The organism is Dietzia sp. SL131, assembly GCF_026672565.1.
In the GTDB taxonomy this organism is placed as follows: domain Bacteria; phylum Actinomycetota; class Actinomycetes; order Mycobacteriales; family Mycobacteriaceae; genus Dietzia; species Dietzia kunjamensis.
This window is the reverse complement of record NZ_JAPPRI010000003.1, coordinates 1558432-1573092: the sequence shown is the minus strand read 5'-3', so window position 1 is coordinate 1573092 and position 14661 is coordinate 1558432. Positions and strand designations below refer to the sequence as shown.

Below are 14661 nucleotides of genomic sequence, written 5' to 3'. Positions count from 1 at the left end.
TGACGGGACGGTTGCCGCGCGTACGGATTCCGTGACGGACTCCTCACCCCCGCGCCGACGGACGGTGAGCCGGGACGCGGGGGCGTGGGAGGAGAATCAGTCCACCGTCTCTTTGAGGGTGTCCTCGCGCACGAACAGCAGCAGCACCGTGGCGACCAGGATGAGCGGCACCACGACGTGGTAGATCGGCACCAACGCGTCGTTGTAGGAGCTGACGATCGCGTCGTGCAGGGGCCCGGGCAACGCGGCCAGGATCTCCGGGCTCATGGAGTTGGCCGCACCCGAACCGTTCGAGAAGGTCTCGGCCACCGCGGCGCCCTCGGGACCGAGTTCCGCGGCCGCGGCGGGGGCCCGCTCGCCCATGAGATCGGCGAGCCGGCTGACGAACAGCGAACCCACGATCGCCGAACCCATGGTGCCGCCGATCTGGCGGAAGAAGTTGTTGGACGCGGTGGCGGTGCCGACCATCGTGATCGGGAAGGTGTTCTGCACGATCAGTACGAGCAGTTGCATGCACAATCCGAGACCGAAGCCGAACACGAACAGCACCACGCCCAGGTGCACCAGGGTGTCTCCGGCCTCCAGCGAACCGATGAGCCACAGGCCCGCGGCCATGATCACGGTGCCGACCACCGGGTACCACTTGTATCGGCCGGTCCGGCTGACGATGTTGCCCACGATGATGGACGTGCCCATCATGCCGGCCATCATCGGCGTCATCATCAGTCCGGCGGCGGTGGGGCCGAGCCCGTGGACCATCTGGATGTAGGTGGGCAGGTACGCCATGCAGCCGAACATCGCGACACCGACCAGGAGCCCGGCGCCGGTCGAGAGCGAGAAGTTCCGCTCGGCGAACAGCGTCATGGGGATCAGCGGGTGTTCCGAGCGCAACTCCACCAGGACGAACGCGACCGCGCACACGACGAACAGGGCGCCCATGCCGAGGATCATCGGGTCCGTCCAGTCGTACCGGTTGCCGCCCCAGGAGGAGATGAGGATCAGAGCGGTGGTGCCGGTGGCCATGAGGACCGTGCCGGGCCAGTCGGTTCGTCGACCCGCGCCACGATTCGGCAGACGGAGCCAGACCACGGCCACGACGAGGGCGACCAGGCACACGGGGAGGTTGAACCACAGGGCCCAGCGCCAGCCGGGGCCCTCGGTGAAGAACCCGCCGAGCAGGGGGCCCAGAACGGAGGACAGTCCGAAGACGGCGCCCAGCACGCCCATGTACCGGCCGCGCTGCCGGGCGGGGACGACGTCGGCGACGATCGCCTGGGAGAGCACCATGAGACCACCGCCACCGAGGCCCTGGATCGCGCGGGCCACGATGAGCAGGTCGATGTCCCACGCGACCGCCCCCAGAAGAGAGCCCGCGGAGAACAGGAGGATCGCGGTCACGAAGAGCGGCTTGCGGCCGATCTGGTCGCCGAGTTTGCCGTAGACCGGCAGGCCGATCGTCATGGTGAGCAGGTAGACGGTGATGACCCAGCTCATCCGGTCGACCCCACCGAGGTCGGCCACGATGGTCGGCAGTGCCGTGGCGAAGATCATCTGGCCCAGGGAGACGATGAGCATCCCGAGCAGCAGGGAGGTGAACACCAGCGGCACGTTGTGGGTCACCGGCGCCGGAGCCGCGGAGGTCGTGGTTCCCGGATGGGCGCCGGGGGAGGGCGCGGTAGTGCGGATATCGGTGTCGCTCATGCGGGACTCCCGGCGGGATGTGAGGCGGAGGGTGCGGTGGGCGCCGTGGCGGGGGGTGCGGTGGTGTCGGGTGCGGTGGTGTCGGGTGCTCCCGCGAGCAGGGCGAGTTGCCGCAGCGCGGTGGCGCAGTCACCGTCGAGGTCCTCGAAGGTGGCGGAGTCGCGGGCGAGCCACGCGGAGAGCCCGAGGTTCGCCGATGCCGCGACCAGGGCCACGCAGGCCCGGGCCTCGGCCTCGACCGCCACCCCGGCCAGCCGACGCAGCGACGGGTGCCGGTCGAGGTGCACGATGACCAGGTCGGTCAGGCGGAGTTGGAAGCGCGACGAGGCGGTCATCCGCGCGGCCGCCAGCTCGGGCTCGGCGCGGAAGATGGCCCGGCGGCGCTGGGCCAGCGTGGCGGTCTGGTCCCTGTCGGCGGTACGGGTCGCCGCGAAGGCGGCGAGGTAGAGACGGAGTAGCGCGTCGAGAACGCCCTCCTCGCCGCGGTCGAGGAAGGCGGCGCGGTCGGCCTCGGAGACGTCCTCGGGCGTGGCGCCGATGACGGCGGCCTCCTTGGAGGGCACGTAGTTGAAGAACGTCCGCTTGGAGATCTCGGCGGCCGCGCAGATCTGGTCGACCGTCACCGCGTCGAAGCCGTACTCGAGCACCAGGGAGGTCGCCGCGTTCTCGATGGACACCATGGTCGCGCGACGCTTCCGGTCGCGCAGCGAGTCGGGGTCGGGGGGAGAGGACATTCCGGTCACGATAGCCGCTTACTTCACCGAGTGCATCTTTACACCCGGTGCACGGGGTGATGTCGCGATTTGGTTCGTCGTCCACCATCCGGATATAGTGGTCGAGCGCCAAGCCCCCGTCGTCTAGCGGCCTAGGACGCCGCCCTCTCACGGCGGTAGCGTGGGTTCGAATCCCATCGGGGGTACAGGGGAGATGTCCCGGTTCGTCGGCAACGACGAGCCGGGACATCTCGCATTTGTGGCCGTGGCAGGATCACCGGGGTGATCTCTCGCCGTGACCTCCTCCGCCTGGCCGTCGGTGGCGGGTTGACCCTCGCGGGGCTCACCGCGTGCGGCCCGGGAGGGGGGTCGACGACGACGACGACACCGGCTCCGACGGCGAGCGACCCGCTGACTCCCCCCAGTCCGATCCGTACCCCCACACCGGACGCTCCGCCACGCCGCCTCATCGCGCTCTCCTCGGCCGACCTCGACGTCCTGCACGCCCTCGACCGTGAGCCCACCGCCGCGTGGGCCGTCGACGGGACGGGCCCGCGACCGTGGCGCGACCACCCGGCACCGCCGTCGCCGGAGTGGGACGGCCCCGGACTGCCGAGCCTGCGGTCGCTGCTGCCGTTCGGGGTGGACGCGTTCGTCCTGGTCGCGGCCGACGTCACCGGGCCCGAGCTCCGTGGGTACGAGCAGCTCGCCACGGTGATCGTCGACCCGCAGGGGAGACCCGGGTGGCGGGACCACCTCGATCTCGTGGCCGGGGCCGTCGACCGCGATCCCACCCCGGCAGCCGAGACGGCCAAGAAGGCGCTCGAGGAGTGGTCGGAGGGGCAGCGTCGCCTCGGGGTGGACGCCCTCGTCGTCGTCATCGGCACCGGCGCGCGGCCCGACACCCCCGTCGCCACCCTCGCGGCGACGTCGCCACTCGGCGCCGAGATCCGTGCGCTGGGCTTCGACGTGGACTCGCGCCCCGACCCCGTTCCGTACCGGGACCTCCGGCGGCCGGGCGTGCAGGTGGTGCGGGTGGACCCGCGTGACGATGATCTCGTGGCCGCGGCGCGCCAACCAAGCGTGGCCAGCCTGCCGTGGGCGCTCGAGCGGCTCACCCGCGGCCGGCGGCCCGCGTAGGGCCGGCGCGGCGGCGTCCCTGTCGACTAGAGCCGTTTGTGGATCGCATCGGCGGCGGCGAGCAGATCGGCCGCCCACTTCACGCCGGGGCGGCGACCGATGCGGTCGACCGGGCCCGACACGGAGATCGCGGCGACCACCGTGCCGGCGGCATCCCGGATCGGCGCGGAGATCGAGGCCACGCCCGCCTCCCGCTCGGCGACCGACTGCGCCCAGCCGCGCCGCCGGACGTCGGCGAGCTGGCGCTCGGTGTACGTGGCGTCGGCGAGCAGGGTGCGCTGGGTGGCGGGGTCGGCCCACGCCGCCAACACCTTCGCGCCCGAGCCCCGTGTCATGGGCAGGATCGCCCCGACGGGCACCGTGTCCCGCAGTCCCGTCGGTGGTTCCGCGGAGGCCACACAGATCCGGCGGTCACCGTCGCGCCGGTACACCTGCACGCTCTCCTCGGTCACCTCGCGCAGGCGGGGCAGCACGGAGGACGCGGCCTCGGCCAGGGAGTCCGACACGTGCGCGGCGAGCTTGGCCAGACCGGGCCCCAGGCTCCACACCCCGGCGTCGTCACGGGAGAGGAGTTGGTGGATCTCGAGCCCCACCGCGAGCCGGTGGGCGGTCGCGCGAGGCAGGCCCGTCCGCTCGCAGAGGTCGGCCAGGACGCACGGTTGCTCGGCCACGGCGTGGAGCACCGTCATCGCTTTGTCGAGGACCCCGATCCCGCTATACTGTCTCACAGTTCGACTATATCGTCCTACATGGTGAGAATCCATCGGATCCCATCAGGACGTGGAGTGGAGGCGTGATGAACGAGACCGTGTCCGGCGGCACGCGACCGCGGACCCTGGCCGAGAAGGTCTGGGACGACCACGTGGTGGTCGAGGGCGAGGGCGAGGGCGGGTCCCGGGGGCCCGACCTGCTGTTCATCGATCTCCACCTCGTCCACGAGGTCACCAGCCCTCAGGCCTTCGACGGTCTCCGCCTGGCCGGACGCCGGCTCCGCCGCCCGGACCTGACCCTGGCGACCGAGGACCACAACGTCCCGACCGACATCGTCGGCGGCGCGGTCAACCTCATCGCCGACCAGACCTCGCGGATCCAGATCGAGACGCTGCGTTCCAACTGCGAGGAGTTCGGTGTCCGGCTGTACCCGATGGGCGACCTCGAGCAGGGGATCGTCCACGTCGTGGGTCCGCAACTCGGCCTGACCCAGCCGGGCATGACCGTGGTATGCGGTGACTCGCACACCTCGACGCACGGGGCGTTCGGTTCCATCGCGATGGGCATCGGCACCTCCGAGGTCGAGCACGTCATGGCCACCCAGACGCTGGCCCTGCGCCCGTTCAAGACCATGGCCGTCACCGTCACCGGCGAGCTGCAGCCCGGCGTCACCGCCAAGGACCTCATCCTGGCCGTCATCGCCCAGATCGGCACCGGCGGCGGGCAGGGCTACATCATCGAGTACCGCGGCGAGGCCATCGAGAAGCTGTCGATGGAGGCGCGGATGACCATCTGCAACATGAGCATCGAGGCCGGTGCCAGGGCCGGCATGGTCGCCCCGGACCAGATCACCTACGACTACCTGCGCGGTCGCCCGCACGCGCCCGCGGGTGACGAGTGGGACGAGGCCGTGCGGTACTGGGACGGGCTCCGGACCGACGAGGACGCGGTGTTCGACACCGAGGTCGTCATCGACGGTGCCGCCCTCACCCCCTTCGTCACGTGGGGCACCAACCCCGGCCAGGGCGTGCCCCTGGGTGCGGCCGTCCCCGACCCCGAGTCGTTCACGGACGAGAGCGCGCGCATCGCCGCCGAGAGCGCACTGGAGTACATGGACCTCGAGGCCGGCACCCCGATGCGGGACGTGCCCGTCGACGTCGTGTTCGTCGGCTCGTGCACCAACGGTCGCATCGAGGACCTGCGCGCCGTCGCCGAGGTCGTCGACGGTCACACGGTGGCCGACGGGGTCCGGATGCTCATCGTGCCCGGCTCCATGCGCGTGCGCGAACAGGCCGAGGCGGAGGGGCTGGACAAGGTCTTCACCGCCTTCGGCGCCGAATGGCGCCAACCCGGCTGTTCGATGTGCCTGGGCATGAACCCGGACTCGTTGCTGCCGGGCCAGCGGTGCGCGTCCACATCGAACCGCAATTTCGAGGGCCGCCAGGGCAAGGGGGCCCGCACCCATCTGGTCAGTCCGTCGGTCGCCGCGGCCACCGCGGTGCTCGGACACTTCGCCTCACCCGTCGACCTCGAGCCCGCGAAGGGGGCCTGACACCTCATGGAGCCGATCACCACCCACACCGGCATCGGCGCCCCGCTGCGCCGCTCCAACGTGGACACCGACCAGATCATCCCGGCCGAGTACCTCAAGCGCGTCACGCGCACCGGCTTCGAGGACGGACTCTTCTCCTCCTGGCGGGGAGGCGAGCCCGACTTCGTCCTCAACCGGGCGCCCTACGACCGCGCCTCCGTCCTGGTCGCCGGACCGGACTTCGGAACCGGGTCCTCGCGCGAGCACGCAGTGTGGGCCCTGATGGATTTCGGGTTCCGTGTGGTCATCTCCTCGCGGTTCGCCGACATCTTCCGCGGTAACTCGGGGAAGTCCGGTCTCGTGGCCGCCCAGGTCGAGCAGGAGAACGTCGAACTCCTGTGGAAGGTCATGGACGAGCGACCGGGTATCGAGCTGACCGTCGACCTGGGGTCGCGCACCGTCACGGCCGGTGACGTCACGGTACCGTTCGACATCGACGACAACACCCGGTGGCGTCTCATGGAGGGGCTCGACGACATCGGCCTCACGCTGCGCGAAGCCCACCGGATCGAGGAGTTCGAGAGTCGGCGGCCCGCGTTCAAGCCGGTCACGACCCCGCGCTGATCGTGGGATAAGAAGTCGTTTCGGAGCAACCTCCGAAACACCCCCGTGTGGCGAAACCATGTGAGTATGCTTATGTCTAGTTCGGCGCGGACAGGTACCGCGCCCGCATACCTCACCCGAAGGGGGATCCCCACGTGAACAAAGCCGACCTGATCGCCGAACTGGCGGACCGGATGGGCGGAGATCACCAACTCGCCACCGAGGCCCTGGAGAACACTCTCGACATCATCGTCCGGACCGTCGCGTCCGGGGAATCCATCACCATCATGGGTTTCGGCATCTTCGAGAAGAAGTCCCGTGCGGCCCGGGTCGCCCGTAACCCCCATACCGGCGAGTCGATCCCGGTACCGCCGACCCACTCACCGGTGTTCCGGCCGGGCCAGTACTTCAAGTCCGTCATCCAGGGCACCGAGTCGCTCCCCGAGGACCGGCTCGCCGCGAAGCGCTCCAGCTCCCACCAGTCGTTCGGGGGCCTGCGCAAGAATGGTGTGAACCACCGCGAGAAGGTCAGCTGACCGACCGGCCCGCTACCGCAGCTCAGAACAGCGGTAGCGGGCTGGGGTAGTAGTCGGCGTAGGTCGGCCGCGTGCCGTCGAACCCCAGGGCCCACACGCCGGCCTTCTTGGTGGCGGCCTCGCCGACGTCGATGTCGGTCGAGCGCGCCAGGTCCCGGATCATCCCGGGGATGGCGGTTCCCTGCGAGGACACCACGGCGACGCCGTCGCCCGGGGCGATGGCGGCCAGCCGGGCCACGGCGGCTGCCGGGTCGTCGAGGTACGCCTCGTCGCTCAGCGCCGGTTCGATCGCGATCCCCACCCCGAGCTCGTCCGCCAGTGGCGCGAGTGTCTGTTCGCACCGGACCCTGGGCGCGCTGTACAACCGGGTCACGCCGAACGCCCGGAGCATCGGCACGAGCATCTCGGCCTGCGCCCGTCCGGACTTGTCGAGGGGACGCAGGTCGTCGTTCCCGCTCCACTGGCTCCTGCTGCCGGCCTTGGCGTGCCGGACGACGAGCAGGGTCTTTCCCTCGGGCGGGGCCGCGCAGAAGCGGGTGAGGATCTTACGGTCCAACGGGTAGGAGACCAGATCCTTGGCCTGCTCCACCGGGAGCCACCGGATCTCGTCGACCTCCGAGTTCGGCTCGAAGGTCCCCTCGCGGGCCATCGCCGACCAGTACGTGACCTCCTTGCGGGTGTTCTCCTTGAGGGGGTAGCCGGTGGTGCCGATGCGGGACTGCAGGACGGCGGTGAATCCCGTCTCCTCGGCGATCTCCCGGACAGCGGTGACCGGCAACGATTCGCCCGCGTCGACCTTGCCCTTGGGCAGGGACCAGTCGTCGTAGCGCGGGCGGTGGACCACCGCACACAGGCGCGAGTCGCCGTCCGTGAGGTACAGGACCGCACCCGCCGCCGGCACCACCCGGACCGTGGCCTTCTTGCTCATCGGTCCCGGAATCCCGCGTGCAGTGAGGCCGACCGCTCCTGATGGTCGACCGACTCGGCCCAGTCCTCCGGGGCGGGCATACGGGCCCAGCTGGCGTCGTGCCGGAGATGGAAGCTGCGCGTGGCCGGATCGAGGGCCGAGTCGAAGATGCGGTGGATCTGGGCCTTGAGCCGGGGATCGGTGACGGTGACCATCACCTCTACGCGGCGGTCCAGATTGCGGTGCATCATGTCCGCACTGCCGATGAGGGCCTCGTCGGCGCCCCGGAAGTGCAGGATCCGGGAGTGCTCGAGGAAGCGCCCGAGAATCGAGCGGACGTGGATGTTCTCGCTCAGGCCGGGGACGCCCGCCCGGAGGGAACAGATGCCACGGACCACGATGTCGACCGGAACCCCGGCCTGGGATGCGCGGTACAGGGCATCGATGACCTGCTCGTCGACCAGGGCGTTCGCCTTGAGCCGGATACCGGCCTCGCGTCCCTCGGCGGCCAGCTCGATCTCGCGGTCGATCCGCTCGACGATCCCCGACCGGATGCCCTCCGGCGCCACGAGGAGGCGGCGGTACTTGCTCACGTTGGAGAACCCGGTCAGGTGGTTGAACAGATCCGTCAGGTCCGACACGACGTCCTCGTCGGCGGTGAACAGGCCGACGTCCTCGTACAGGCGCGCCGTCTTGGGGTTGTAGTTGCCGGTACCGATGTGTGCGTAGCGCTGGAGCCGGTCGCCCTCCTTGCGCACCACGAGGCAGGTCTTGCAGTGGGTCTTCAGGCCCAGGAGGCCGTACACGACGTGGACTCCGGCCTGCTCGAGTTCGCGGGCCCACCGGATGTTGTTCTGCTCGTCGAAACGGGCCTTGATCTCCACCAGCGCGACGACCTGTTTGCCGGCCGCGGCGGCATCGACCAGCGCGTTGACGATGGGGGAGTCGCCGGAGGTCCGGTACAGGGTCTGCTTGATCGCCAGGACGTCGTCGTCGGCAGCGGCCTGCTCGATGAACCGCTGGACCGTGGTGGCGAACGACTCGTAGGGGTGCTCGACGAGGACGTCGCCCTCCTGGAGGGAGGCGAAGATGTTGCGGGCCGTCTCCCTCTCACCGAACGCCGGGGGAGTGGCCGGCACCATGGGCGGGTCCTTGAGATCCGGCAGGTCCAGCCCGTGGATCTGCCAGAGCCCCGTGAGGTCCAGCAGGCCCGAGAACCGGATGACGTCGGCCGAGTCCACGTCGAGCTCACGCTGCAGGATGCGGAGCATCCGCGGGGTGGTGTCCTCCGCGATCTCCAGCCGCACGGCCGATCCGAAGCGCCGGCGGGCGAGTTCGCGCTCGAGTGCCTGCAGCAGGTCCTCGTCGCGGTCCTCCTCGACCTCCATGTCCGCGTTGCGGGTCACCCGGAACACGTGGTGCTCGACGACCTCCATGCCCTGGAACAGATCCTGGAGGTGCGCGGCGATGATGTCCTCGGCGGGGACGAACGCGTACTCGTCCGGGCCGCCGCGGTCGACCCGGACGAAGCGCGGGACGTTGTGCGGGATCTTCACCCGGGCGAAGTGCTCCTGGCCCGAGTCCAGGTCGCGGATGATCACCGCGAGGTTCAGGCTCAGCCCGGAGATGTACGGGAACGGGTGGGCGGGATCCACAGCGAGGGGCGTGAGGACGGGGAAGATCGAGTTACGGAACAGCTCCGCGAGGGTGAAACGTTCCTCGGCCGTGAGGTCGGCCCAGGGCAGGATCCGGATCCCGTGCTCCTCCAGCGCCGGGCGGATCTCGTCCTCGAACAAGCGGGTCTGTTCGTCGCACAGTTCCCGCGTCCGTCGGCTGATGCGGCCCAGCTGTTCGGCGGGGGTCTGGCCGTCCGCGGAGCGTACGGACAGTCCCGTCTTGTCGCGGCGCTGGAGACCGGCCACGCGGACCATGTAGAACTCGTCGAGGTTCGAGGCGAAGATCGCGAGGAACTTGGCTCTCTCCAGCAGCGGGAGGTCCTTCTCCCCGGCGAGTGCGAGGACCCGGGCGTTGAAGTCGAGCCAGCTCAGTTCGCGGTTGAGGTAGCGGTCGCGGGGCCGGGGCAATCCCTGGAGGGCGGTCGGTTCGGCGGTCACGGGACCATTGTGGCCGATACCCCGGTCGCGTGGGCGAGGAGGCGGACGGAGGGGTCACGGAGGGCCCCGGCGGTGGCGGGACCGACGGACCGCCCCGGCAACCTCGCGAGATCCTCCGGGACGTCGACATCCCGGGCGGCGGCGGCCAGATCGCCCACCGCCGCGATCTGTACCGCGCCGCCCTCGTCGCGGTACCGGGCGGCCGAATCGACACCGAACCGGCAGACACGGGGAGCGGGCGCGCCCGTCCAGAACGCCATCGTGGTCCCGGCTCCGCGGTGGTCCGTGACCGTGGCGTGCGGGTGCCGGCCGGCGATATCCAGGATCCGCGCGAGGTGCTCGGGTCGCAGTTCCGGGAGATCCGCCGCGACCACTCCGACCGGACCCGGGACGTCGGCGAGTGCGTTGTCCAGGGCGAAATTGAGGGGGTCACCGTGGCGGGGGTCCGTACGGGCGGGTTCGTCGACGAACTCCGCCCCCGCCCCCGAGGCCAGTTCCTCCACACGGGGGTCGGCGGAGACGACGCGAACGCGGGCGACTCCCGGGGTCTCCCGGCAGGCGGCCAGGACGTCCACGGCCATCGCCACCACGAGAGCCCTCCTGCCGTCCGCGGTGAGTGCGGGCACCAACCGGCTCTTGGCGCGCTCGAGCGCCTTGACGGGGACGACGATCGTCCACCCGTCAGCCGTCGACCCGCCGTGCCCCGCTGTGCTCATCGCCCGCCATCCTGCCAGCCGGGCCTCACGAGCGTCCTCCGCCGGGTAGCGTTTGACCACGATCCGCCTGAGGGTGGCGGTCGGGAGCAGGTCGACGGTCGGGAGGCGATGATGGCGCGGATCGCGGTGATGGGTGCGGGGTCCTGGGGGACTGCGGTCGGCAAGGTTCTCGCCGACGCCGGATCCGAGGTCGTGATGTGGGCCCGTCGGGACGAGGTGGCAGCCGGGATCAACGACGCGCACTGCAACTCCAAATACCTCCCCGGCATCGTGCTGCCGGCGACGGTCACCGCGTCGACCGACCCGGCGCGGGTCCTGGCCGGCGCCGAGGAGGTCGTGCTGGCGGTCCCGTCCCAGAGTCTGCGGGGCAACCTCGAGCACTGGGTCGACCACCTCGAGCCGGAGGCCGGGGTGATCTCGCTGGCCAAGGGCATCGAGACAGGGACCCTGATGCGCATCAGCGAGGTCGTCGCGGAGGTCACCGGGCTCGACGATCGCCGGATCGCCGCGCTGTCCGGCCCCAACCTCGCGAGGGAGATCGCGGAGGGGCAGCCCGCGGCGACCGTGATCGCCTGCACGGACGACGAGCGCGCGGCCCGGCTCCAGGACGCCTTCTCCACGCCCTACTTCCGCCCGTACACCAACACCGACGTCGTGGGCTGCGAGATCGGTGGCGCCACCAAGAACGTCATCGCCCTCGTGTGCGGCATCGCCACCGGGATGGGGCTGGGCGACAACACCATGGCCACCCTCGTCACCCGAGGGCTGGCCGAGACCACCAGGCTCGGCGTGGCGCTGGGCGCCAACCAGATGACCTTCGCGGGGCTGGCGGGCCTCGGGGACCTCGTGGCGACCTGCACCTCGCCCCTGTCCCGCAACCGGACCTTCGGCGAGCGTCTGGGCAGGGGAGAGACCCTGGAACAGGCCCAGCAGGCCACCAACGGTCAGGTCGCCGAGGGGGTCAAGTCGTGCACGTCGATCCGCGAGCTGTCCCGTAGGGTCGGGGTGGAGATGCCGTTGACGGAGGCGATCCACGAGATCTGTCACGAGGGGGGCGACGCCGTCGAGGTGGCGGTGCGCCTCATGAGGCGGAGCACCAAGCCCGAGTAGCCTCGGCCCGGTGAATCGCATCACCGTTGCCGTCCTCTACGGCGGTCGCAGCTCGGAGCACTCAGTGAGCTGCGTCTCCGCCGGCGCCGTCATGTCGCACCTCGACCCCGCGATCTATGAGGTCATCCCCGTCGGGATCACCGAATCCGGGACGTGGACGCTCGGCCCGGAGGACGTGTCCGACCTGCGGATCGTCGATCGCAGCATGCCGGTCGTCGACCCGCACCGCCCCGGGGTCGCACTGGGGCTGTCCACCGACGACCGCGGGGTGCTGCGGTTCTCGGGCGGTGACCGGGCCGGGGAGGAACTCGCTCGGGTGGACGTCGTCTTCCCCGTCATGCACGGCACCCACGCGGAGGACGGGACCGTCCAGGGGTTGCTCGAACTCTCGGGCATCCCCTATGTCGGCCCGGGCGTGTTCGCCAGTGCCGCCGGCATGGACAAGGAGTTCACCAAGGTCGTCCTCGGCGCAGCGGGCCTGCCGATCGGTCAGCAGGTCGTGCTCCGGCCGGGCACCGCGACGCTCCCGGCGCCGGACCTCGACCGCTTGGGGCTTCCCTTGTTCGTCAAGCCGGCCCGCGGCGGCTCGTCCATCGGCATCACCAAGGTGTCGCGGGCGGAGGAACTCGATGCGGCGATCACCGAGGCGCGACGCTTCGACCCGAAGGTGATCGTCGAGGCCGCGATAGTCGGACGCGAGGTCGAGTGCGGGGTCCTCGAGTACCCCGATGGCCGGGTGGAGGCGAGTCTGCCCGCCGAACTGCACATCCCCGGCGAGCCCACCGGCGGGGAGGGTGGGACCGAGGGTGACGCCTTTTACGATTTCGACACCAAGTACCTCGACGACGTGACCACCTTCGACCTGCCCGCCGATCTGTCGGACGAGGAGACCGGGCGACTGCGCGCACTGGCGGTGGAGGCGTTCCACGCGTTGGAAGCCCGGGGGCTGAGTCGGGTGGACTTCTTCGTCACCGCCGACGGGCCGGTGATCAACGAGGTCAACACCATTCCCGGGTTCACCCCGATCTCCATGTACCCGCAGATGTGGGCGGCGACGGGCGTCGACTACCCGACCCTGCTCGACACCCTGGTGCGGACCGCACTCGCCCGCGGCTGAGACGGCCGCACCCCGGCCCCGTCGGCCGGGTCAACCGATCGGTGCGGGGTCCGGCTCGACGGCCTCGAGGCTCGCGGTGAGCGCGTCGGACAGGTCCTGGATCGGGCCGGTTCCACTGCCGTCGGGCAGTGTCACCGCGACGAACTGCGGACGGTCGACGGCGACCCAGGTCGACGCGGTGACCGCCGGGTCCGGATCGGGCTCGTTGAACCACTGGACGCCGTTGACCTCCTGCAGGCCCACCCCCACCGTGAAGGTCGGCGGAGCCGGCAGTCCGCAGCGGACGATCACCGGTTCGGCATCGGGCATCCGGTATGCCGCCGTCCCCTCCGGCGCCGGTTCGGCCAGAGCGACGCGGCCGGCCTCCCCGAGGGACTCCGGGAGCGACTCGATCAATGCGGCGCACTCGTCAGACCCGGCTCCGGGCGAGGGGATGGGCACCGCGGCCACCGGCTCGCTCGCGGCCGCCTCCGTGGCCTCCTCACCCACCGAGCGGAACAGCACCAACACGACGGCGAGCATGACCAGCGGGACGACCACCGCGAGGACCACCACGATGGTCGACACGGGGACCGCCCGCGCACCCGGGGTACCGGTGTCCCGCGGGCCGGCGTCATACCGCCCGGCCGGGTCCGAATCCGTCGAAGCCACGTCGTGTCGTCCTTCCTCCCACGATCGGCCGCCGACTCAGGCGGCCGCTAACCTGACGGCAACGCTACAGACCCCCGCCGGTGTGCCCGGCGACGAGACACCACGGGAAGCAGAGGTGGCCGCCGTGTCCGACCGCGCCCTCACCGTCGCCGAGGCGGGCGAGGCCGCGGTGCTCGCCGTCCTGAGCGGCGCGGCCGGGCACGCCGTGGACGACCCGGTCGGCAACGGCGACGACGCCGCGGTCCTGGGACCCGCCGCCGCCACCGTGGTCACCACCGACATGCTCGTCGAGGGCACCCACTTCCGTCTCGACCTCACCGGCTGGGGCGACGTGGGCAGGCGCGCGGTGGCGCAGAACGTCTCCGACGTCCTGGCGATGGGGGCCGAGTGCACACGTGTCCTGGTCGCCCTCGCCGTACCGGCCGCGACGACGATGGGGCAGATCGCGGACCTTGCGGAGGGTGTTCACGGGGAGGCCGCGCGATCCGGCGCCGTCGTGGTCGGCGGGGATCTCACCAGAGCGGACCTCGTCGTCGTCGGCGTGACGGCGATCGGCACCCTCCCGGACGGCGCCCGCCCCCTGCGGATCGACGGGGCGGAGCCCGGCGACACGGTCGCGCTCACCGGCGCGCCCGGACGCTCGGCCGCCGGGCTGGCGCTGCTCCTGGCCGGGCACGCCGACGGCCCGCTCCAGCGGTCGCACCGGGTACCCGTACCGCCGATCGGCTCCGGCACCGCCGCCCGGCTCGCAGGCGCGCGGGCTCTCACCGACGTCAGCGACGGGCTGCTGCGCGACCTGTCGGGGCTCGCGCGGGCATCGGGCGTCGCGGCCGACCTCGTCACCGACGCGCTGCCCGTCGACCCGGTCCTGGCCGAGGCCGCGGGAACACTGGGCGTCGCGGACCCCGGGCGTCAGGTGCTGGACTGGGTCCTCGACGGTGGCGAGGACCACGGACTGCTCGGGACGTTCCCACCCGGGGCGGTGATCCCGCCCGGGTTCACGGCGATCGGCACCGTCCGGTCGGGAGAACCCGGCCTGGTCACCCTCGACGGTGAGCCCCGCACGCCGGGAGGCTGGGACTCCGCCCGCGGCGCGAACTAGGGTGATCCG

The 14661-nt window shown here is 71.0% G+C and carries 14 protein-coding genes and 1 tRNA gene; 8 read left to right on the top strand and 7 right to left on the bottom strand.

What is annotated here, in order from left to right; all coding sequences use genetic code 11:
- Nucleotides 1–96: 96 nt before the first annotated feature.
- Entirely contained in the window at nucleotides 97–1701 is a 1605-nt protein-coding gene (locus tag OVA21_RS08170; protein WP_268092213.1) for an MDR family MFS transporter, read from the bottom strand.
- On the bottom strand, nucleotides 1698–2435 hold the full coding sequence (locus OVA21_RS08165) for a TetR family transcriptional regulator (RefSeq protein WP_119192424.1): 738 nt from the start codon (nucleotides 2433–2435) through the stop codon (nucleotides 1698–1700). The genes OVA21_RS08170 and OVA21_RS08165 overlap by 4 nt, the downstream gene beginning before the upstream one ends.
- Nucleotides 2436–2547: 112 nt before the next feature.
- On the opposite strand from OVA21_RS08165, the gene OVA21_RS08160 reads away from it, so the two are divergent.
- A tRNA-Glu gene (locus OVA21_RS08160) sits at nucleotides 2548–2620 on the top strand.
- Nucleotides 2621–2696: 76 nt separating this feature from the next.
- A complete protein-coding gene (locus OVA21_RS08155) occupies nucleotides 2697–3554 on the top strand; it encodes an ABC transporter substrate-binding protein (RefSeq protein WP_096905294.1) in 858 nt (285 codons plus the stop codon).
- Nucleotides 3555–3580: 26 nt separating this feature from the next.
- On the opposite strand, the gene OVA21_RS08150 is transcribed toward OVA21_RS08155, so the two are convergent.
- Entirely contained in the window at nucleotides 3581–4282 is a 702-nt protein-coding gene (locus OVA21_RS08150) for an IclR family transcriptional regulator (protein WP_067717512.1), read from the bottom strand.
- A gap of 68 nt (nucleotides 4283–4350) precedes the next feature.
- Between OVA21_RS08150 and leuC the strand changes: the two genes are divergently transcribed.
- The 3 genes from leuC (at nucleotide 4351) to OVA21_RS08135 (ending at nucleotide 6935) form a co-directional block, all read left to right on the top strand.
- A complete protein-coding gene (gene leuC / locus OVA21_RS08145) occupies nucleotides 4351–5817 on the top strand; it encodes a 3-isopropylmalate dehydratase large subunit (RefSeq protein WP_067717515.1) in 1467 nt (488 codons plus the stop codon).
- Between the two features lie 6 nt (nucleotides 5818–5823).
- On the top strand, nucleotides 5824–6420 hold the full coding sequence (leuD, locus tag OVA21_RS08140; RefSeq protein ID WP_096905295.1) for a 3-isopropylmalate dehydratase small subunit: 597 nt from the start codon (nucleotides 5824–5826) through the stop codon (nucleotides 6418–6420).
- Between the two features lie 134 nt (nucleotides 6421–6554).
- Nucleotides 6555–6935 carry an HU family DNA-binding protein gene (locus tag OVA21_RS08135; protein ID WP_067717527.1) on the top strand — a complete coding sequence of 127 codons (381 nt, stop codon included), beginning with the start codon at nucleotides 6555–6557 and terminating at the stop codon, nucleotides 6933–6935.
- 22 nt (nucleotides 6936–6957) lie between these two features.
- On the opposite strand, the gene OVA21_RS08130 is transcribed toward OVA21_RS08135, so the two are convergent.
- Genes OVA21_RS08130 through cofC form a run of 3 tightly spaced genes read right to left on the bottom strand, consistent with a single transcriptional unit; the run spans nucleotide 6958 to nucleotide 10672 of the window.
- On the bottom strand, nucleotides 6958–7863 hold the full coding sequence (locus tag OVA21_RS08130) for an NUDIX hydrolase (RefSeq protein ID WP_268092212.1): 906 nt from the start codon (nucleotides 7861–7863) through the stop codon (nucleotides 6958–6960).
- Nucleotides 7860–9956, bottom strand: coding sequence for an RNA degradosome polyphosphate kinase (locus OVA21_RS08125; RefSeq protein WP_096905297.1), 2097 nt, complete (start codon nucleotides 9954–9956; stop codon nucleotides 7860–7862). Before OVA21_RS08125 ends, OVA21_RS08130 begins: the two co-directional genes overlap by 4 nt.
- On the bottom strand, nucleotides 9953–10672 hold the full coding sequence (gene cofC / locus OVA21_RS08120) for a 2-phospho-L-lactate guanylyltransferase (RefSeq protein WP_067717535.1): 720 nt from the start codon (nucleotides 10670–10672) through the stop codon (nucleotides 9953–9955). The genes OVA21_RS08125 and cofC overlap by 4 nt, the downstream gene beginning before the upstream one ends.
- Nucleotides 10673–10783: 111 nt before the next feature.
- Here cofC and OVA21_RS08115 point away from each other — a divergent pair, with 111 nt between their 5' ends.
- Nucleotides 10784–11782 (top strand): NAD(P)H-dependent glycerol-3-phosphate dehydrogenase, encoded by a 999-nt coding sequence (locus OVA21_RS08115; RefSeq protein WP_069388469.1) that lies wholly within the window; start codon nucleotides 10784–10786, stop codon nucleotides 11780–11782.
- A gap of 10 nt (nucleotides 11783–11792) precedes the next feature.
- Nucleotides 11793–12899, top strand: a complete 1107-nt coding sequence (locus OVA21_RS08110; protein ID WP_268092211.1) for a D-alanine--D-alanine ligase family protein — start codon at nucleotides 11793–11795, stop codon at nucleotides 12897–12899.
- Between the two features lie 30 nt (nucleotides 12900–12929).
- On the opposite strand, the gene OVA21_RS08105 is transcribed toward OVA21_RS08110, so the two are convergent.
- Nucleotides 12930–13550: a DUF3515 domain-containing protein gene (locus OVA21_RS08105; RefSeq protein ID WP_259820601.1), complete on the bottom strand. Its 621-nt coding sequence runs from the start codon at nucleotides 13548–13550 to the stop codon at nucleotides 12930–12932.
- Between the two features lie 124 nt (nucleotides 13551–13674).
- Between OVA21_RS08105 and thiL the strand changes: the two genes are divergently transcribed.
- On the top strand, nucleotides 13675–14652 hold the full coding sequence (gene thiL, locus OVA21_RS08100) for a thiamine-phosphate kinase (protein ID WP_253001909.1): 978 nt from the start codon (nucleotides 13675–13677) through the stop codon (nucleotides 14650–14652).
- Nucleotides 14653–14661: the final 9 nt, after the last annotated feature.